At 71.8% G+C, this 20,108-nt stretch carries 14 protein-coding genes; 2 read left to right on the top strand and 12 right to left on the bottom strand.

All coding sequences use genetic code 11. The features are described from left to right. Nucleotides 1-204: 204 nt before the first annotated feature. Together PUR53_RS17490 and PUR53_RS17485 are read right to left on the bottom strand one after the other, a co-directional pair. Nucleotides 205-2,751: a polynucleotide kinase-phosphatase gene (locus PUR53_RS17490; RefSeq protein WP_329900359.1), complete on the bottom strand. Its 2,547-nt coding sequence runs from the start codon at nucleotides 2,749-2,751 to the stop codon at nucleotides 205-207. Next, complete coding sequence (locus PUR53_RS17485) at nucleotides 2,748-4,250, bottom strand: 3' terminal RNA ribose 2'-O-methyltransferase Hen1 (RefSeq protein WP_329908810.1); 1,503 nt, start codon at nucleotides 4,248-4,250, stop codon at nucleotides 2,748-2,750. The genes PUR53_RS17490 and PUR53_RS17485 overlap by 4 nt, the downstream gene beginning before the upstream one ends. 248 nt (nucleotides 4,251-4,498) lie before the next feature. Between PUR53_RS17485 and PUR53_RS17480 the strand changes: the two genes are divergently transcribed. Together PUR53_RS17480 and PUR53_RS17475 are read left to right on the top strand one after the other, a co-directional pair. Next, nucleotides 4,499-5,179: a hypothetical protein gene (locus PUR53_RS17480; RefSeq protein WP_329900357.1), complete on the top strand. Its 681-nt coding sequence runs from the start codon at nucleotides 4,499-4,501 to the stop codon at nucleotides 5,177-5,179. A gap of 2 nt (nucleotides 5,180-5,181) precedes the next feature. Then, on the top strand, nucleotides 5,182-6,675 hold the full coding sequence (locus tag PUR53_RS17475) for an NAD(P)/FAD-dependent oxidoreductase (protein WP_329908809.1): 1,494 nt from the start codon (nucleotides 5,182-5,184) through the stop codon (nucleotides 6,673-6,675). A gap of 85 nt (nucleotides 6,676-6,760) precedes the next feature. On the opposite strand, the gene PUR53_RS17470 is transcribed toward PUR53_RS17475, so the two are convergent. The 10 genes from PUR53_RS17470 to PUR53_RS17425 all read right to left on the bottom strand — a co-directional run bounded on the left by PUR53_RS17470 (nucleotide 6,761) and on the right by PUR53_RS17425 (nucleotide 20,090). Then, entirely contained in the window at nucleotides 6,761-9,625 is a 2,865-nt protein-coding gene (locus PUR53_RS17470; protein ID WP_329908808.1) for an esterase-like activity of phytase family protein, read from the bottom strand. Nucleotides 9,626-9,774: 149 nt separating this feature from the next. Next, nucleotides 9,775-10,710 carry an ABC transporter permease gene (locus tag PUR53_RS17465; RefSeq protein WP_329900354.1) on the bottom strand — a complete coding sequence of 312 codons (936 nt, stop codon included), beginning with the start codon at nucleotides 10,708-10,710 and terminating at the stop codon, nucleotides 9,775-9,777. Further along, nucleotides 10,707-11,840, bottom strand: coding sequence for an ABC transporter permease (locus PUR53_RS17460; protein WP_329900353.1), 1,134 nt, complete (start codon nucleotides 11,838-11,840; stop codon nucleotides 10,707-10,709). The genes PUR53_RS17465 and PUR53_RS17460 overlap by 4 nt, the downstream gene beginning before the upstream one ends. Then, nucleotides 11,837-13,492, bottom strand: coding sequence for an ABC transporter ATP-binding protein (locus PUR53_RS17455; RefSeq protein ID WP_329908807.1), 1,656 nt, complete (start codon nucleotides 13,490-13,492; stop codon nucleotides 11,837-11,839). The genes PUR53_RS17460 and PUR53_RS17455 overlap by 4 nt, the downstream gene beginning before the upstream one ends. Before the next feature lie 29 nt (nucleotides 13,493-13,521). Continuing rightward, complete coding sequence (locus PUR53_RS17450; RefSeq protein WP_329900351.1) at nucleotides 13,522-14,613, bottom strand: BMP family lipoprotein; 1,092 nt, start codon at nucleotides 14,611-14,613, stop codon at nucleotides 13,522-13,524. Between the two features lie 153 nt (nucleotides 14,614-14,766). Beyond that, nucleotides 14,767-15,555, bottom strand: a complete 789-nt coding sequence (deoD, locus tag PUR53_RS17445) for a purine-nucleoside phosphorylase (protein WP_329900350.1) — start codon at nucleotides 15,553-15,555, stop codon at nucleotides 14,767-14,769. Next, on the bottom strand, nucleotides 15,552-16,301 hold the full coding sequence (locus tag PUR53_RS17440; protein ID WP_329908806.1) for a glutamine amidotransferase: 750 nt from the start codon (nucleotides 16,299-16,301) through the stop codon (nucleotides 15,552-15,554). Before PUR53_RS17440 ends, deoD begins: the two co-directional genes overlap by 4 nt. A gap of 86 nt (nucleotides 16,302-16,387) precedes the next feature. Further along, nucleotides 16,388-17,443, bottom strand: a complete 1,056-nt coding sequence (locus PUR53_RS17435; RefSeq protein WP_329900348.1) for a LacI family DNA-binding transcriptional regulator — start codon at nucleotides 17,441-17,443, stop codon at nucleotides 16,388-16,390. Beyond that, nucleotides 17,433-18,806, bottom strand: coding sequence for an amidohydrolase (locus PUR53_RS17430; RefSeq protein WP_329900347.1), 1,374 nt, complete (start codon nucleotides 18,804-18,806; stop codon nucleotides 17,433-17,435). The genes PUR53_RS17435 and PUR53_RS17430 overlap by 11 nt, the downstream gene beginning before the upstream one ends. Nucleotides 18,807-19,166: 360 nt before the next feature. Continuing rightward, complete coding sequence (locus PUR53_RS17425) at nucleotides 19,167-20,090, bottom strand: LLM class F420-dependent oxidoreductase (RefSeq protein ID WP_329908804.1); 924 nt, start codon at nucleotides 20,088-20,090, stop codon at nucleotides 19,167-19,169. Nucleotides 20,091-20,108 lie beyond the last annotated feature (18 nt).

The raw sequence follows: 20,108 nt of genomic DNA, 5'->3' as shown, positions 1-20,108 counted from the left end.
CTGCGATCGCTGTCCCCCCGAGCACCGCCGGAACCTCTCGAACGCGGAACACGGCCACGCCTGCTCGCGACATTATCAGCCGCAATGTCACGTCACGGGCACGGGTCCGCCCGCCGCGGGCGAGGGCCTGTCCGACAATTGCCGTCGCGAGGCAGACGGGAATTGTCGGACAGGCCCTGGGGTCGGCCGCGGCGGGCGTCGGGCTCACAGTCGGGGGTCGACGGGCTCCGACTCCAGGGCCAGTACCCCGAACACCGCCTCGTGCACCCGCCACAGCGGCTCCCCCTCGGCGAGCCGGTCCAGCGCCTCCAGACCCAGGGCGTACTCACGCAGGGCGAGGGACCGCTTGTGGTTGAGGAACCGGCCGCGCAGCCGGGCGAGGTTCTCCGGACGGGTGTACTCCGGGCCGTAGATGATCCGCAGGTACTCCCGGCCCCGGCACTTGATGCCCGGCTGGACCAGCCGCCCCTGGGTGCTGCGGACGACCGCCCCGACGGGCTTGACGACCATGCCCTCGCCGCCCCGGCCGGTCATCTCCAGCCACCAGTCGATGCCCGCGCGCACCGAGGCCTCGTCCCCGGTGTCGACGAAGAGGCGCCGGGTGGTCTGCAGCAGGCCGCTGACGTCGTACTCGACGAGCCGGTCCAGGAGGGCCAACTGCTCGTCGTGCGGGAGCGCGGCGAGGCTGCGGCCCTGGACGGCGAGGATCTGGAAGGGGGCGAGCCGGACGCCGTCCAGGCCCTCGGTGGGCCAGCAGTAGCGCCGGTAGGCCTCCGTGAACGCGGCCGCGTCGGCGGCCCGCTCACGCTGCCTGCCCAGCAGGTCGCCCACGTCGACACCGCGTGCCGCCGCGCTCTCCAGTGCGGTCAGCGCGCCCGGGAACACGGCGGCGGAGGCGGCGCCCACGGCCGCGTACTGGGTGCGCAGCAGCCCGGACGCCTTCAGCGACCAGGGCATCAGCTCGGCGTCCAGCAGCAGCCAGTCGGTGTCGAGTTCCTCCCAGAGCCCGGCCGCCGTGACGGCCTCGCGGATCCGGGCGAGGACCAGCTCGGTGCGCGCCTCGTCGTCGAAGAACGGGCGGCCGGTACGGGTGTAGAGGGAACCGGTGGGCCCTTCGACGCCGAAGCGGGCGCGGGCCGCGTCCGCGTCACGGCAGACCAGGACGACCGCCCGCGACCCCATGTGCTTCTCCTCGCACACGACCCGCGCGACACCGTCCTCCTTGTACTGCGCGAAGGCCTCCGCCGGGTGCTCCAGGTAGCCCTCGATGTGCGAGGTCGCGGTGGGGGCCATGGTCGGCGGCAGGTACGGCAGCAGCCGCGGGTCGACCGCGAAACGGCTCATCACCTCCAGGGCGGCGGCCGCGTTCTCCTCGCGGACCGACACCCGGCCCGCGTGCCGGGTCTCGACGACCCGACGGCCGTGCACGTCCGCCAGGTCCAGCGGCCGGCCCTCGTGGCCTCCGGGCGCCTCGGTGGCCAGCGGCCTGGCCGGCTCGTACCAGACCTTCTCGGCCGGTACGTCGACGAGTTCGCGCTCCGGCCAGCGCAGCGCGGTCAGCTTGCCGCCGAAGACGGCGCCCGTGTCGAGGCAGATGGTGTTGTTCAGCCAGGTGGCGGTGGGCACCGGGGTGTGGCCGTAGACCACGGCCGCGCGGCCCCGGTAGTCCTCCGCCCACGGGTAGCGCACGGGCAGGCCGAACTCGTCGGTCTCGCCGGTGGTGTCGCCGTACAGGGCGTGGCTACGGACCCGGCCGGAGGTGCGGCCGTGGTACTTCTCCGGCAGACCGGCGTGACAGACGACCAGCTTCCCGCCGTCGAGGACGTAGTGGCTGACGAGCCCGTCGATGAACCGCCGGACCTCCTGCTTGAACTCCTCGCTCTCGCCCTCCATCTGCTCGATGGTCTCGGCGAGGCCGTGGGTGTGCTGGACGTTGCGGCCCTTGAGGTGGCGGCCGTACTTGTTCTCGTGGTTGCCCGGCACACAGAGCGCGTTGCCTGAGCCGACCATCGACATCACGCGGCGCAGCACGCCCGGGCTGTCCGGGCCCCGGTCGACGAGGTCGCCGACGAAGACGGCCGTACGGCCCTGCGGGTGGACGCCGTCGACGTAGCCCAGCTTCCCGAGCAGCGCCTCCAGTTCGTTCGCGCAGCCGTGGATGTCGCCGACGATGTCGAACGGGCCGGTGAGGTGAGTGAGGTCGTTGAAGCGCTTCTCGGTGACGATCGTGGCGTGGTCGACCTCCTCGACGCCCCGCAGGACGTGCACCTTGCGGAAGCCCTCGCGTTCCAGGTGCCTGAGGGAACGGCGGAGTTCGCGGGTGTGGCGCTGGATGACGCGGCGCGGCATGTCGGCGCGGTCGGTGCGGGTCGCGTTGCGCGCGGCGCACACCTCCTCCGGTACGTCGAGCACGATGGCGATCGGCAACACGTCGTGGGCGCGGGCCAGTTCGATCAGCTGCCTGCGGGACTCCTGCTGCACGCTGGTCGCGTCGACGACGGTGCGGCGGCCGGCCGCGAGGCGCTTGCCGGCGATGTAGTGGAGGACGTCGAAGGCGTCCTTCGTCGCGCTCTGGTCGTTCTCGTCGTCCGAGACGAGGCCCCGGCAGAAGTCGGACGAGATGATCTCGGTGGGCTTGAAGTGGCGCCGGGCGAACGTGGACTTGCCCGAGCCGGAGGCGCCGATCAGCACCACGAGGGAGAGGTCGGTGACGGGCAGGGTGCGCCCCTGCTTCAGCTGGGTCTCGGTCATGCCGCCTTCGCCTCCTTCTCGGCCTTGTCGCTGCTCTTGTTCTCGTCGTCCGTGGTCCTCATCGTGAACACGCCCATCTGGGTGGGCGGGCCGACCTCCGGGTCGTCGGGGCCGATGGGGACGAACTCGACGTCGTAGCCGTGCCGTTCGGCGACCGTGGTCGCCCAGGTGCGGAACTCCTCACGGGTCCACTCGAAGCGGTGGTCGCCGTGCCGGGCGTGCCCGGCGGGGAGGGACTCCCAGCGGACGTTGTACTCGACGTTCGGGGTGGTCACGAGGACGGTGCGGGGGCGGGCCGAGCCGAACACCGCGTACTCCAGGGCCGGCAGCCGAGGCAGGTCGAGGTGTTCGACGACCTCGGAGAGCACGGCGGCGTCGTAACCCTTGAGGCGCTTGTCGGTGTAGGCGAGGGAGCTCTGGAAGAGCCGGACGCGCGAGGCCTGGCGCTCGCCCATGCGGTCGAGCTTGAGGCGGCGGGAGGCGATGGTGAGCGCGCGCATCGACACGTCCGTCCCGACGATCTCGGTGAAGCGGACGTCCTTGAGCAGCGCCTGCACCAACTGGCCCTGGCCGCAGCCGAGGTCGAGGACGCGGGCGGCCCCGGAGTCCTTGAGCGCGGCGATGATCGCGTCCCGGCGCTGCACGACGAGCGGCGTCGGCTTCTCCTCGGTCTCGTCGTCCGCGGGCTCCTCGACGGCGTTGTCGATGTCCTCGACCTCGCTGTCGTCGGCCTCGGCCAGCCGTACGAGTTCCAGGCGCTCCATGGCCTGCCGGGTCAGCGACCAGCGGCGGGACAGATAGCGGCTGGTGATCAGCTTGTGCTCCGGGTGGGCCGGGAGCCAGCCCTCGCCCGCCCGCAGCAGCTTGTCGACCTCGTCGGACGACACCCAGTAGTGCTTGGCGTCGTCGAGGACCGGCAGCAGGACGTAGAGGTGACGCAGCGCCTCGGCGAGGGTCAGCGACTCCGACTCGAGGACGAGCCGTACATAGCGCGAGGCGCCCCACTCGGGGAACTGGGTGTCCAGCGGCACCGCCTCGGCGGTGACGGTCCAGCCGAGCGGCGCGAAGAGCTTGACGACGAGGTCCGGGCCGCCGCGGGCGGGCAGCGCCGGTATCTCGACGCGCAGCGGGCGGACCTGTGCCGGGAGGTCGGGGCGGGCCTTGCACTGGCCGCGCACGGCGCTGGAGAAGACGTCGTTCAGCGCGACCGCGAGCAGGGAGGAGGCCGCGTAGGGGCGGTCGTTGACGTACTGGGCGAGCGCCGCGTCGGGAGCGCCGCCGCGGCCCTTGCCCTTGCCCCGGCGGACCAGTGCCACCGCGTCCACCTCCAGCAGCAGCGCGGCCGTGCACCGCTCGACGTCCGCCTCGGGATAGAGGACGTGCGCCTTGCCGTAGGAGGTGGAGAACGCCTGCGATTTCTCGGGATGCTTGTGCAGCAGGAAACCGAGATCGGTCGCGGGGCGCTCTGGGGTGCCGGTGGTACTGATCGTCAGGAACACAGTGGGGTTGCCTCGTGGTGGGTGTCTGTGATGGACGCCCCAACGTACAGCGAAGACCCAGGGCGCACTCAGGCATTTTGTGACGCCGCCGCCCGCTCCCGGCCGTGAGGGCCGAGGGTGGGCACCCGGCACACAGACGAACGACAGATGTCCAAATCACGTACAAAACAGCGGAACACTTCCCCGAACAAACGGTCGGTAGTAATGATTACAGGGACACGTCCGTTCGTTGTCCGGGAGAAACAAGCATGTCCGTGGTCCGCTTCCTACGGTCGAATGACGTTGACGCACTCATCGCGTTGGAGTGGGAAAAGTGGGACGGTGACCAGGCGGCCGGGCGGGCGGAATTGAACGCACGCATTCAGGCATATCCGGAGCTGAGCATCGGGGCTTTCGATCCGTCGACCGGTGCGGCGCTGGCCTCGCTCTTCATGAAGCCGATCACGAGGGCGGAATTGGCGTCGGCGGCCACCTGGGCCGACTGCGCGCGCGTGGAGAGGACCGCCGCGCCATCCGGCGGATCGCTGTTCGGAATCAGTCTCAGCAGTGTCGACGGGGACGCGGTGACGGCCATTTTCGAATTCTTCTGGCCCTATGCGCTCAAGCACGGGTGGCGTGAGATATACCTGGGTTCCCCGATGCCCGGCCTCCGGACATGGAAACGCGCCAACCCCGAGGTGCCGGCCGAGGTGTACATGCGGGAAAGACGGCACGGCCTTCCCCGGGATCCGCAGCTCCGCTATTACCACCGCAAGGGATTCAAGGACATCATCTCCTGCAAGCCCGGCTATTTCCCGCACGCCCCTTCGCTCGACCACGGGGCCGTGCTCCGCGGCCGCGTACCGCTGTCCACCGCCGCCCCGCTGTGGCGTCTCGTGCCGTTGCCGTGGCTCGGCCTGCTGCGGCGGCTGCTCTTCCGGCTGGTGTAGCCGTGGGAAGCGACGAGCAGGTCGTCGTCATCGGGGCGGGCATGGCCGGGCTGCTGTCGGCGGCGGTCATCGCGACCACGGGCCGCTGCGTCACGCTCCTCGAACAGGACCCCGTGAGTGCCTGGGCGACACCCGAGCCGCGTGGTGGTGTCCCGCAAGGCCGTCAGCCGCATGTACTGCTGTACAGCGGGCTGCACGCGATCGAGGGGCTTCTTCCTGGGCTGCGCGCGGAGCTGATCGCGGCGGGAGGAGTGCCGCTGGACACGGGTGACCTGGCGTGGCTGGGCGAACGGGGCTGGGCTCCCTTCGGCACGCCCGCGTTCGAACTGGTCTCGGCGACACGCCCGTTGGTGGAGCACACGGTCCGGCGGCGGGTGGTGGAGCTGCCCGGGGTGGAGGTGCGCGGTGGTGTCCGGGTGCGGGGCTTGAGCCGTACAGGGACTGCTGCCACCGCCGCCGACGCCGACGCCGACGCCGACGCCGACGCCGACGCCGACGCCGACGCCGACGCCGACGGAGGGTGGCTCGTCGAGTGCTTCGACGGCCCGTCCCTCCGCGCCGGACTCGTCGTCGATGCCTCCGGACGGAGTTCCCGACTGCCCGAGTGGCTGGGCCGGCTGGGGATCGAGCGGGCGGAAACCAGCGTCGTCGACGCCGGGTTCGGGTACGCGGGCCGGGTCTACGCCGCGCCGCCGGACCGACTCGGCCGCGTCGCGGGCATCGTGATGCTGCCGGTGCCGGGGGCGCCGGCCGGTGGGGTGGCGCTGCCCGTCGAAGAGGGTCGCTGGATGGTGGCGGCCGTGGGTGCCGGGGAGTCGCGGCCGCCGCGCGACCCGGCGGGCTTCGACGCGTTCCTCGGCCGGCTGCGGGATCCGGCGCTGGCCGACTTCACCCGCGCGGCACGGCCGGTCGGCGACATCACCGTCCACCGCCGCACCCACAACGTACGCCGCCGCTACGACCGCCTGCCGCACTGGCCGGACGGTCTGCTGGTCCTCGGCGACGCGCTGTGCGCCTTCAACCCGGTGTACGGCCAGGGCATCACCGTCGCCGCGACCCAGGCGCTGCTCCTGCGGGAGGCCCTGGCCACGCGCCCCCGCCCGGGATGGGAACGACGGCTGATGCGACGCCTGCACCGCGCCGCCGACCTCCCCTGGGCCATCGCGACCGGCGAGGACCGCCGCCACCTGGGCAAAGCCTCGCAGGCCGCCCCGGACACGGCGGGCGCCCCCAAAACCCCGGGCATCCCAAGGCCCCTCGACGCACTGGACGCTCTCTTCGGCCGCTGGTCCGGCGAGGTGGACCGACTCGCCGTACACGGCGACCTCCGGGCCCAACGCGCCCTGGACCGCGTCTACCACCTCGTCGGCTCACCGGCGGGCCTCCTCCATCCGGCCCTGCTCACGGCCGCCGCCCGCGCCCGCCTCCTGGGGCTGCCCCCGGCGAGCCCCCGCCCGCCGATCGGCGCGGAGGCAGCGCGTCCTCGACTGCCGTAGCCCACCACGGCCGTGGCCGGGGAGAGAACGCCCACGGGCGTCCTTCCCCGGCCACGGCCTATCCGTTGGTCAACCGCCGCTGCCGTCAGGGCAGTTCGGTCACCCGATCCGTCCCCGGTGGTGCCACCGGGCTTTCGGTCGTGAGGTAGTCCGTCAGGGCGGTGATGTCGTCGCCGCCGCCGACCGTGTTCGTGCCCTCGGCGAAGGTCGTGAAGCCGTCGCCGCCCGCCGCGAGGAAGGTGTTGGCGGTCACCCGGTAGGTGGCGTCCGGGTCCAGGGTTTCGCCGTCGAGTTCGATCGACGACGGGTCGATGCGGTCGCCGACGGGGGCGCTGCGGGAGAAGGAGTAGGTCAGGCCCTTGGAGACGCCCAGCATCAGGGTCGGCGCGCGGGTGCCGGAGTTGTTGAACTGTTCCTCCAGGATCTTCTCGATCTGTGCTCCGGTGAGGTCCACCGACACCAGGGACCCGGCGAAGGGCTGCACGGCGAAGGCCTCGGCGTAGGTGATCTCGCCGGGTGCCTCGCCGCCCGTCGAGGAGGCGTGGACGAGGTCGGCCCGTACGCCGCCGGGGTTCATCAACGCGATCTGCGCGCCGCCCCGTTCCGATGCCGATGTCGCCGCCAGTTGGGCGTCGGCGACGAGGTTGGCGAGGTCCGACTCGGCGTCGCGGGTCTCGGAGCGGGTGATGTCGGCGGTGACGCTGCCGACGACCTTGTTGGCCAGGGGCGCCGAGAGGGCCTTCCACTTGTCGATCACGGCGGTCTGGTCGATGTCCTTGGCGGCCGTGCGGGTGACGAGGTGGTTCATGGCGGCGACCCGGTCCCGTACGACGTCGCCGGTGCGGCGGTCCACGGGCAGGCGCGTCTCGGTGACGACCCGGCCGAAGGAGGAGGCCGAGGTGACCGTGCGGGGGTGGCCTGCCGGGTCGGGCAGGGTGCAGATGTAGGGCTGGTGGGTGTGGCCGGTGACGACGGCGTCGATGGCCGGGTCCAGGTGCTCGGCGATGTCGACGATCGGACCGGATATGCCGTCGCACTGCCCGTACGAGCCGGCCTGGACGCCGCCCTCGTGGAGCAGGACCACGATCGCCTCGACGCCCTGCCGGCGCAGCGCGCGGGCTGCGGCGTCGGCGGTCTCGACCTCGTCGGCGAAGCGGACCGACGTGATGCCGGACTGGCCGGTGACCGCCGGGGTGCCCTCCAGGGTCATGCCGATGAAGCCGACCCTGACGCCGTCGACCTTCTTGACCCAGGTGGGCGCGAGGAGCGGCTCGCCGGTGGTGCGGTCGAGGACGTTGGCCGCGAGCCAGGGGAAGGCGGAGCCGTCGTACGGCTCGCCGTCGAGGTAGCAGCCGTCCTCGGGGTGGCAGCCGCCGTGCTGGATGCGCAGCAGTTCCTCGGTGCCCTCGTCGAACTCGTGGTTGCCGACGCCGGTGACGTCCAGGTGGAGTTTCTCCATGGCCTCGACGGTCGGTTCGTCGTGGAAGAGGCCGGAGAGGAAGGGGCTGGCGCCGATGAGGTCGCCGGCGGCGACGGTCAGGGAGGCGTCGGTGCCCTCACGGAGTTGTGCGAGCCGGGTCGCCAGGTACTCGGAGCCGCCGACCTGGGTGGACTTCGGGTCCAGCTTGGAGCCGAGGGTGGCGTCGCGGCCCGTGGGCGGCTCGAGGTTGCCGTGGAAGTCGTTGAAGGAGAGCAGTTGGACGTCGACGGTGTCCGGCTGCTTCGGGGGGGCGGGGACGCCGTCGGTCAGGGCGCCGGGGCGGACCGACAGCAGATGGAACTTGGTGACGCTGCCGTTGAAGCCGAAGTTGTCGTCGGCGACGAGGACGAGGGTGCGGGAGCCGTCGGGGAGGGTCGGGCCCCAGGTGATGCCCTCGACGTTGTCGGCGTCCGTGCCGGAGAGGGTGAAGTCGTAGAGCAGCTTCTTCGGCATGGGCCGCTCCGTGCCGGACAGCTTCCGCTCGCCGCGTACGTCCGTCGCGCCGCGGGTGGTCGTCCAGTACAGGCAGATCGCGAAGCCCACGCCGGAGGCGAAGGAGCGTTCGACGGTGAGGTAGTCGGTCTTGTTGATCGCGAGGATCTCGGAGACACCCCGGTCGGCCGAGTACGTGCCGACGGGGGCCGGCAGCGGGGCGGTGGGGGCGGCGGAGATCGGGTCGACCTCGTAGACGTGTTCGGCCTCGGCGCTGCCGGTGCGGCGGTCCATGACCAGCAGGCGGGAGGGGCTCTTCGCGGTCAGTCCGGCCGCCGGGCCGTCCTGGACGAGCGCGTTCTCGGTGATCGTGACGGCCTTTCGGCCGTCCGGGGAGAGCGTCAGCCCTTCCAGGGCCTGGTTGTTGCGGACACCCGCGGTGAGGGTGCCCGACTCCGAGCGGACGGGGGCGTACGCCTTCGGCAGCGGCAGTTCGCGTACGTACGCGCCGGACCCGGACGTCTCGCGGACGAAGGCCGGCTGTCCGGAGGCGGAGGCGCCCTCGCTGGTCCACAGCAGGCCCTTGCCGCCGGGGTTCCAGCGGATCGCCTCCGGGTCGACGGCCTTGGCGGCGAAGGGTTCGCCGGTGGTGTCGTTCAGGACGGTCAGGGCGTCGAGGGTGGGCTTGTCGGTGGCGAACTTCTCTCCTTGCAGGGGGAGTTGGAGGGAGTAGAAGCGGGCCTTGCCGTTCTCGGAGCGGTCGTCGCTGAGGGCGGCGTACGTCCGGGACTTCGGGTCGTAGTCGATGCCGGACAGGCCGCCGAAGGGCATGCCGAGCTCGGTGGTTCCGGCGGGGACGGTGAGGGTGTCGAGGAGGGTGATGCCGTTCTGGGTCTTCTTCGGCGTGGCGTCCGCTTCGGGTGCGGCGTCGGCGGCGAGACCGCCCGTGAGGGCCAGGCCGCCGAGGAGGGCGGAGGTGGTGAGGGCGGCGAGGGCGGCGCGTCTGCGCCTGCCGACGAGCCGTCTGTGTCTGGGCATGGGTGTTCCTTCCGGGAGGGTGAGGGTCCGATGTGTTGCGTCGCGGGGTGCGGGTCCGGTGGGGGCTGGTCGCGCAGTTCCCCGCGCCCCTGGAAAGCAGGGGCTGCGCCCCGTGCTTTCCAGGCTCGCCCCGCCCGGAAGCGGGCCGGTCAGAGGGATGCCGGGGCCACCTGCCCCACGCCCCGGCGCTTCCTTCGCCATGCGTACGCCGCCAGTGCGACCAGGGTCATGGCGTACGGGATGGTCGACACCAGTTGCGGAGGGACGTCGAGGGTGCCGAGCTGGACCGCCAGGGCCTCGGCCGCGCCGAAGCCGAGGGCGGCGAGGAAGACGCCCCAGGGGCGCAGGCCGCCGAGGAAGACCGCGGCGAGGGCGATGAAGCCGCGGCCGGCGGTCATGTCCCGGACGAAGAAGGAGACATACCCCATGCTGAGGAACACCCCGGCGAGGCCGGCCAGCGCGCCGCTGAGGGCAAGGCCGGCGTACTGCACGCGCCGTACCGCGATGCCGACGGAGGCGGCGGCGTCCGGCATCTCGCCGACCGCGCGGAGGTGGAAGCCGAAGCGGGTGCGGTAGAAGAGCCAGGCGACGAAGGGCGCCGCGAGGAAGGCCAGCCAGGTCAGCATGTTCTGGCCGCTCAGTACGTCACCCACCACCGGGATGTCCTCGATGCCGGGCAGGGGGACCGTGGGCAGGGTGCCGCTCTTCAGGCCCGAGGTGCCGCCCTTGTCGCCGAGGAGGGTGAAGACGGCGTAGGCGGTGCCGCCGGAGGCGAGCAGGTTGAGGCCGATGCCCGCGATGATCGCGTCGGCGCCCAGTTCGAGCCGCAGCGCGGCGAGGAGGAGACCGAGGAGGACGGCCACCGTCACGCCCGCGAGGGCGCCGGCCGCGACCGAGCCGCTGTAGCCGGCGACCAGCGCGCCCGTACAGGCGGCGCTCAGCATCTGGCCCTCCAGGGCGATGTTGCTGATGCCGGCGCGTTCGGCGACGAGTCCGCCCATGGCGGCGAGCAGATAGGGGGTCGCCACGCGCAGCACGGCAGCGAGGAAGGCACTGCTGAGGACGACGTCCACGACGGAACTCATCGGGCGGCCCCCTCGCCGTGCGGGGCTGTCGCCGGTCGGCGGGCGAGGCGGCGTTTGAGGAGGTTCGGGAGGGCCTGGGCGGTGACCAGGAGGACGATGACCGCCTGGATCACGACCACGATCTCCGTGCCCACGTCCGTCTGCTGTTCCATGATGTCTCCCCCGGCACGCAGGTAGGAGTAGAAGAGGCCGGCGACCACGACGACCAGCGGGTTGTTCCGGGCGAGCAGCGCCACCACGATCCCCTCGAAGGCGAGGCTCCCGGCGAGCCCGGGTTCGAGGCGCCCGTACACGCCCTGCACGAGATGCGCTCCGGCCAGGCCCGCGACGGCCCCGCCGATCACGAAGCTCCACTCGATGGCGCGGGGCACGCGGATACCGCCGTACTCGGCGAAGTGCGGATTGGACCCGGTCATGCGGATGCGGTAGCCGAGCGGGGTACGGGTGACGAGCAGCCACAGGGCGACGGCGGTGAGGAGCATCAGGAGGAAGCCGACGTTGGCGCGGCCGAAGGGGACGCCGAGCCATTCGGTGAGCGGGGTGAGCGCGGAGTCGGGCTGGATGCGCTCCGAGTGGACGGCACTGCTGCCGGGCTCCTTCAACGGGCCGTTCACCAGGTAGTCGTAGACGCGGACGACGATGGCGTTGAGCATCAGCGTCGCGACGATCTCGTTGGCGCCGAGCCGTGCCTTCATCGAGCCGGGTACGAAGCCCATGCCGGCCCCGGCCACCGCCGCGGCGACCAGCGGGACGATCACCGCGGCGACGGGCGGCAGCGGCAGGAGGATCGCGACCATGGCCGCCGCCAGCGCGCCCGCGTACAGCTGACTCTCGGCGCCCAGACTGATCTGGCGGGCCCGGAAGGGAATGGCCACCGACAGACCCAGCAGGGTGAGCGTGGTGGCGTCCTCCAGCCAGCGGCCGACGCGGAAGGAACGCTCCAACGGGCCGGTGAGCAGGGCCTCGTAGGCGGCGACCGGGTCCTTGCCGGTCGCGAGCATCACGAGGAAGCCGATGACGAGGGCGGCCAGAATGGTCGCCAGGGTCATGCTGAGGTCGACGGCGAGGCCGCGGCGCCGGGTGGCCCGGTACTCCCGGCGGTCCTCGCTCTCGATGAGGGTGCCGGTCACGAGGCCGCCGCCTTTCCCGAGTCGCCGGAGTCGGAGTCGCCGGAGCCGGAGCCAAAGCCGGAGCCGGAGTCGCCTGAGCCGGATTCGTCGGCCGGCCCGGCTTTCAGCCGTTCCGGTGCGTGGTGTTCGACGCCGAGCATGTAGAGGCCGACCTGCCTTTCCGTGAGGCCCGTCGTGTCGTCGAAGCGGCCGACGAGCCGGCCGTCCTTCAGGACGAGCAACCGATCGGAGAGGGCGAGGAGTTCGGTGAGGTCGGCGGAGATGAGGAGGACCGCGGCGCCCTCGTCGCGGGCGGCGACGAGACGCTCGTACATGAAGCGCATCGCGCCGATGTCCACGCCCCGGGTGACCTGGGCCGCGATCAACAGCCGTGGCCCGGCGGAGAGTTCGCGGGCGACCACGACCTTCTGCAGGTTGCCGCCCGACAGCGCGCGTACGGGGACGGACGGGTCGGGGGTACGGATCGCGTAGTCCGCGACCAGGCGTTCGGCGTGGGCGCGTACGGCGGCCGGGCTGAGGACGCCCCGGCGGGCGAGGGGCGGGCGGTCGTGCCGGTCGACGACGAGGTTGTCGGCGATGGACTCGTCCAGCGCGGCCCCGTCGTGGAGGCGGTCCTCGGGGACGTATCCGATGCCGGCCCGGCGGTGTCCCGCGACGTCCAGCCCGGCGGTGTCGGTGTCGCCGACCCGTACGGTCCCCGTGCTCGGTCGGCGCAAACCGGCGAGGATCTCGGCGAGTTCGGTCTGCCCGTTGCCCTCGATGCCGGCCACGCCGACGATCTCGCCGGCGGCGACGTCGAAGTCGAGGCCGTGCAGGGACTGACCGGTCGGGGCGGCGTATCCCAGGTCCCGCACCCGCAGCGTGGTCCCGGCGCGCCGGGCCGGGGCCCGGTCCACATCGAGGGACATCTCGCGGCCGACCATCATCGCGGCGAGTTCGCGCTCGGAGGTGTCCGCGGTGGCGACGGTCCCGACGAGGGCGCCGGCCCGCATCACGCTCACCCGGTCGCTGATCTCCCGCACCTCGCGCAGCTTGTGGGAGATGAACAGCACGGTCATCCCGCCGTCGCGCAGGCGTCGCACGGCGGCGAAGAGGTCCTCCGTCTCCTGGGGGGTGAGCACGGCGGTGGGCTCGTCCAGGATCAGGGTCCGGGCTCGGCGGTGGAGAGCCTTGAGGATCTCGGCGCGCTGGCGCATGCCGACCGAGACCTCGTCGATACGGGCCAGCGGGTCGACGGCGAGACCGGCGTCCTCGGCGAGCCGGGCGGTGGCCTCGACGGCCGCCCCGGCGTCGACCAGGCCCCGCCGGCCCGGCTCGACGCCGAGGACGACGTTCTGGGCGACGGTGAAGGACGGCACCAGCATCAGGTTCTGGTGGACCATGCCCACGCCGAGCGCGATCGCGGCTGCCGGACCGCGCAGCACGCGGGGCCGGCCGCCGATCAGGATCTCGCCGGAGGTGGGCTGCTCCAGGCCGTAGAACAGCTTCATCAGCGTGGACTTGCCCGCGCCGTTCTCGCCGACGACCGCGCGGATCTCACCGGCCGGTACGTCGAGGTCGACGCCCCGGACCGCGCGGACGCCGTTGGCGTAGGTCTTGGTGACCGCGCGGGTGGCGACGGCGGGCCCGGCCGGGTCCCATGACTCGTTCATCTCAAGGCCGTTCGGGGTGGGTGCGGGGGTCAGAAAGCGCTGGGGACCGTGAGGGAACCGGACTTCACGCGGTCGGCGGCCTCCTGGAGTTCGGTGCGGATCTTCTCCGGCACGATCTCCTGGAAGTGGGCGTCGTCGACGTAGCCGACCGCGTCCTCGGCGAGACCGACGCTCTGCACGGCGCCGTACTTCACGGCGTCCTTCTTGTCGTCCTCGGCGGCCTGGTAGAGGGCGTTGCCGACGTTCTTGAGGATCGAGGTGACGACGGTGTTCTTCTGGGCGTTGTCGGTGAGGGTCTGGTACTGGTCGGAGTCGACACCGAAGGTGTAGCGGCCCGCGCTCGCGGCCGACTCGAAGGTGCCGAGTCCGGAGAGCCCGGCGACCGGCCAGACGAGGGCGGCGCCCTGCCCGTACATCGCGGTGGAGATCTCCTTGCCCTTCGCCGGGTCACCGAAGGGCTTGTCGCCGCCGACGTACTGGGTGAGGACGTCGGAGTTCTTCCCGCCGGCGGCCTTGAATCCGGCCTTGAATCCGACGATGAAGTCCTCGATGACGGGGATCTTCACGCCTCCGACGACGCCGACCTTGTTCAGGGATTCGGCGCCCTTGAGGGCTTTCTCGGCGACCAGCTTCTCGGCGAGGAATCCGGCCAGATATCCGCCCTCGTTCTGCTTGAACGTCACCGAGTAGACGTTCTCGCACTTGTTGGAACAGCCGTTCTTGCCGGTGTAGTCGACAGCGGAGTCGAACACCCAGAACTTCTTGTCCGGGTACTGCGGGGCGAGTTCACCGATGTAGTCGGTGACGTCGAAGGTGCCGGCCGCGAGGATGTCGTAGTCGTCGGCCGCCGCCGCGTCCTCGAATCCCGGCTCCCACTTGGTGCGGTCCGAGCCGAGCTCCACCACCTTCAGCTCGTAGCCGAGCTTGCTCTCGGCCCGCTTCAGGCCCTCGTAGGCGGAGTCGAAGAACGACTTGTCGCCGAGTCCGCCATTGACCACCAATTTGATCCGGGGCTTTCCGGAGGAGGCCGCACCCGAATCGTCGGAGCCCGATCCTCCGCACGCGCTCAGCACGAGCATTCCCGCCACCGCGACGGCGGCTCCCGGTCCGTAACTTCTCATCGTCGTCGACCTCCTGATCATTTTCCCTGCTTTCCCGGTCTTCTGTCTTCTCTTCTGGCTTCTGTCTTCTGTCCTCGCTGACAGTGACAGTAGGAAGTGCAAAACGTTTTGGCTACGCCGCACGGTTTCTGTTTGATTTCTTCCAGGGGAATTTCAGCCGTCGGCCGACAGTGCGGCCGCGGCGATGCGGACCGCCCGGTCGAACCCGGTTTCCCGGTCCGTGGCGGACAGGGCCTCACCGGTGCGGACGTGGTCCGACACGGTCAGCACGGCGAGCGCCTCGCCGCCCTCCGCCGCGGCCACGGCGTACAGCCCGGCCGCCTCCATCTCGACGGCGAGGGTGCCCCGGCGTTCGAGGCCGTCGAGGACGGCGGGACGGTCGAGGTAGAAGTGGTCGCTGGAGAACACCGGCCCGATGTGCACGGCCGGGCGCCGAGGGCTGGCCAGTGCGCCCGGTCCTTCCGCCTCGGAGGAGTCCGCGGCGTCGACGGCCGCGCGCAGCGGCCGGTAGGACGCGGCGAGGGACAGGGTCACCCCGTCCACCAGGAGACGGCTGACGCTGGAGTCGGTGTGCGCGGCGGAGGCGATGACGACGTCCCGGAGGGCGACCGAGGCGGGCAGCGCGCCCGCCGTGCCGACCCGGACGATCCGACGGACCCCGTAGTGCCGGAACAGCTCCGTCGCGTAGATCGACACCGACGGGATGCCCATGCCGGAGGCGAGCACCGACATCGGCACGCCCCGGTACGTGCCGGTGTACCCGAGAATGCCGCGCACCTCGGTGACCAGCCGCACGTCGTCGAACACGGTCTCGGCGATCCGCCGGGCCCGCCGCGGATCCCCGGGCATCAACACGAGCGGCGCGAAGTCGCCGGGGGCGGCGGAGATGTGGGGGGTGCCGGCGGACACGGGAGCGTCGGCGGCGGCCTCGGTGGCCGTCACAGTTCCTCCCCCGCGAGCCAGTGGACGAGGTGGTCCCACAGGTCGGGGTAGCCGTTCCAGGCCAGGAACGGGGGTGGGGCCCAGTGCGGGGCGACATCGGAGGTGAACGCGGCCGAGCGGCCCCTGCCGTGGGCGCCGACGGCCAGCAGCGGATGTCCGGCGCACTCGGCGAGCAGCGCGGCCCCCGGTCGTACGGCCACCTCGTTGAGGCCGAGGAGGGCCGGCCAGGTCCGGTCGAGTCCGGCGACCACCGGGTGTCGGCCCACCACCTCGGGAACGGCCCCGGCCGGCAGCTCCACCCGGTCGTCGCGGTCGAGCATCGTCACCGGCAACGCGGCGGCCAGCGGCGTACGCCCCCAGCGCGCACGGGCGTCGATACCGCTGAAGGTCAGATAGCCGCCGATCATCAGCACACCTCCGCCCCGCTCGACGAAGTCCCGCACCAGCTCCGAGCGGTCGGGCGCGGGCTCGGACCGGTTGAACGTCTCCGGCGGCAGTTGGAAACTGTTCGCGCCGACATCGCTGATGACCACCACGTCGAACGCGTCGAAGCCGTCGGCGGTGTCCGGGACCCGGCTCGGTATCTCGTGCGCGGGCACGTACGTCACCTCGTGGCCGCGTGAGCGCAGCGCGTCGAGGAAGACGCCGCCGCCCTCGGTGTACTCGGCGGTGTGGAAGGCGTCGAAGCCCTTCTGATGGACCGTGTACGTGAACCAGGACTCGCCGACGACGAGAACTCGGGGCATGGGCGAACCGCCTTTCTCTCAGGGGGGTTTCGGGGCACAGGGACATGGCCGCGTGGCGCGGCGGCGGTACTGACGAGGGGCGTGGTTCAGCGGGCGGCGGGCGGCGCCGTGCTGGCCCGTACCTTCAGCTCCACGGGGAGGGTGTGCCGGGACGCGGGCGGGACCTCGCCCCGGGAGACGTACTGGAGGAGTTGCGCGGTGGCCGTGCGCCCGACGTCGTAGGCGGGCTGGTGGACGGTGGTCAGCGGCGGGTTGATCAGCGAGGCGGCCCGGATGTCGTCGAAGCCGACGACGGAGAGGTCCTCCGGCACGGACAGCCCGGCCTCCCGCAGCGCGGCGAGCGCGCCGAACGCCATCAGGTCGTTGGCCGCGAACACGGCCGTGCGGTCCGCGAGCCCGCCGTCGTCGAGCAGTTCGGCGACCAACCGGTAGCCGGACTCCTCCTTGAAGTCGCCCGTCCGCTCGACGACATCGCCGTGGAAGGCCTGGCGAAAGCCCTGCGCGCGGGCCGCCCCGCTGCGCAGGTCGCGGGGGCCGGTCAGCATCAGCGCCCGGCGGTGGCCGAGCTCCCGCAGATGCTCACCGATCAGCCGCCCGCCGGCCTCGTGGTCGGCGCTGGCGATGAGCGCCCCGTGCAGGCCCTCCACCTCCTCGTCGGCGAGCGCGATCGGGAACTTGCCCATCAGCGCCTCCAGCCGCCTCCGGGACGGGGGCGATCCGGAGGCGTACACCATGCCGTCGATGAACCGGCTGCGGATCATGCCGAGGTAGCGGTCCTCGCGGTCGGCGTCGAACTCGGTGTTGCACAGGATCAGCCCGTACCCGAGGTCGTGGGCGGCGTCCTCGGCGCCCTTGGCCAGCTCGGCGAAGAAGGTGTTGCTGATGTCCGGGATCAGCAGGCCGATCACGGAGGTGGCACCGGCCTGGAGGCTGCGGGCCAGCGACGCCGGCACGTACCCCAGCCGGTTGACGACGCTCCGCACCCGGGCGGCGGTCTGTTCGTTGACGGGGCGGTTCCCGCTCAGCACGTGCGAGACGGTGGTGGGGCTGACCCCGGCCGCCGCGGCCACGTCCTTGATGGAGGCGGCCCGGCGCACGGCGGAGCGGTCGTGGGCGGTGTCACGGGTCAGGTCACGGGTCATAGTGCTGCACCGCTCTCCCGTGGGAGGTGTCGAGGATGCGGGCCACGCGTGCGTCGACGTCCGCGAGCAGTGCGGGCTCGTCGACGGTGAGGAGTCGTCCGTCGCGCATCAGCACCCGCCCGTCGACGACCACCGTGCGGACGTCGGCGGCGCGGGCGCTGTACACGAGGGCGGCCCGCGGGTCGTGCAGCGGTCGGCAGTGCGGGCCGGACAGATCGGTGAGGACGATGTCGGCGCGCATGCCCGGCTCCAGCGCGCCGATCCGGTCCTGGAGCCCCAGGGCCCTGGCTCCGCCGCGCACGGCCATCCGCAGGGTGTCGGACACCGTCATCCAGGTCGCGTCCCGCACCGCCTGCTTCTGCGTGAGCGCGACCAGTCGCAGCGCCTCCCACACGTCCAGGGTGTTGTGCCCGGCGGCCCCGTCCGTGCCGACGGCCACCGTGATCCCGGCGGCCGACAGGTCGCGGACCGGCGTCAGTGGGGACAGCGCGTGCTTGAGATACACCTTGGGGCAGCAGGCCACGGCGGTCCGGTCCGCGTACTCGGCGAGCAGCGGCAGGTCCTGTTCGACGATTCCGCAGCCGTGCGCGATGAGGGCGCCCGCGTCCAGGACACCGGTGTCGTGCAGCACCCGGACCGGGGTGATCCCACGCCGCTCGAGGCTGGACTGCGTCTGCTCCAGGTGCTCGGCGGCGTGGATGTGCGTCCGCACCCCGAGGCGCCGGGCGTGGTCGGCCAGGGTCCGCAGATCCCGGTCGTCGACGGTGTACGGGGCGTGGGGCCCGAGCGAGACGGTCACCCGGCCGCCGGCCCCGCCGTGCCAGGTCTCGGCGAAGGCGACGCCGGCCTCCAGCGCCGGCGCGCCGCCGCTGCTGAAGTAGGTGGGCGCGATGTCGGCGCGCAGCCCTGTCTCGGCCACCGCCCCGGCGATCCCCTCGGGGAAGAAGTAGTGGTCCGCGAAGGTGGTGACGCCCGACCGGATCATCTCCGCGCACGCCAGCAGGGCACCGGCCCGCACGTCCTCGGCGGTCAGATTGGACTCCATCGGCCACACCCGGTCGTTGAACCATCCCTCGACCGTGACGTCCTCGGCCGCGCCCCGCATCAGCACCATCGGGCTGTGCGTGTGGGCGTTCACCAGCCCGGGCAGGGCCAGCAGCCCCCGCCCGTCGACCACCTCGGTGCCCGGCTCCTCCGGCCGTTCCGCCCGCGTCGGCCGTACGTCCACGATGACACCGTCCGCCACCACGATGTCCCGCCCGGGCAGCACGTCGCACTCACCCTCCACCGGCACGCGCAGCACGTCACAGCCGCGCACCAGGAGGCGGTGGCGGGGGACGGAAGGGGACGTGTCGTCGCTCATGCGGCACAAGCTAGATATCCAAAACGTTTTGCACAACAAGGAGACGCTTCGGGTATCGGAACGGCTTGGGAGTCAGGGGCGGGGATCCGGGGGCCCTTGGCGACCGGAGGGCCTGGGCGGCTGGAGGGCTGAGTGCCGGAGGGCAGGGGCCTGGGGGCAGGGGCCTGGGGGCCGAGGGCGGAGGGCAGGGGCCTGGGGACGGAAGGCCGTGGGCCGGAAAGGGACGAAGGCCGGAGCCGAGCGGCCGGAAGGCCAGGGGCTGGGGCCGGAGGCCGAGGGCTGGGGGCCGGGGCCCAGGGCTGTGATCGTTGCGGACGGTGGCGTCCCGCGGCCCGGGCGGGGCGCGGGACGCCTCCCGGGTTACGGCAGCTGGGACTGCACCTGGGTGGAGATCAGTTCCAGGTGGTCCAGGTCGTCGAGGTCGAGGACCTGGAGGTAGACGCGCTGGGAGCCGATGGCCCCGTAGCGGCCGAGCTTGTCGACGACCTCGGCCGGAGAGCCGGCGAGACCGTTGGCCTTGAGCTCGTCGACCTCACGGCCGATCGCGGCGGCACGCCGGGCGACCTCGGCGTCGTCCTTGCCCACGCAGACGACCAGGGCGTTGGAGTACACGAGGTCGTCACCCTTGCGGCCCGCCTCCTCGGCGGCCTCACGGACCCGGCCGAACTGGCGCTCGCTGTCCTCGATCGACGCGAACGGCATGTTGAACTCGTCGGCGTACCGCGCGGCGAGCCGCGGGGTGCGGACCGCGCCGTGGCCGCCGATGAGGACCGGCACCTTGGCCTGCGCGGGCTTGGGCAGCGCGGGCGAGTCGGTCAGCTGGTAGTGGGTGCCCTCGTACGAGAACGTCTTGCCGACCTCGGTGGCCCACAGACCGGTGACGATGGCCAGCTGCTCCTCCAGGCGCCCGAACTTCTCCTTGGGGAACGGAATGCCGTACGCCTTGTGCTCCTCCTCGAACCAGCCCGCGCCCAGCCCGAGTTCGACACGGCCGCCGGACATCTGGTCGATCTGCGCGACCTGGATGGCCAGCACACCCGGCAGGCGGAAGGTTCCTGCAGTCATCAGGGTGCCGAGGCGGATGCGCTTGGTCTCGCGGGCGAGTCCGGCCAGGGTGATCCAGGCGTCGGTGGGGCCCGGCAGACCGTCCGACGAACCCATGCGCAGATAGTGGTCGGAACGGAAGAACGCGTCGAAGCCGAGGTCCTCGGTGGCCTTGGCGACGGCGAGGAGGGTGTCGTAGGTCGCCCCCTGCTGGGGCTCGGTGAAGATGCGAAGATCCATGCCTCCATCCTGCACGCT

Source organism: Streptomyces sp. SP18BB07, from assembly GCF_036322545.1.
GTDB lineage: Bacteria > Actinomycetota > Actinomycetes > Streptomycetales > Streptomycetaceae > Streptomyces > Streptomyces deccanensis.
Note: the sequence above shows the minus strand (reverse complement) of the source record. Positions and strands in the feature narration are given on the sequence as shown.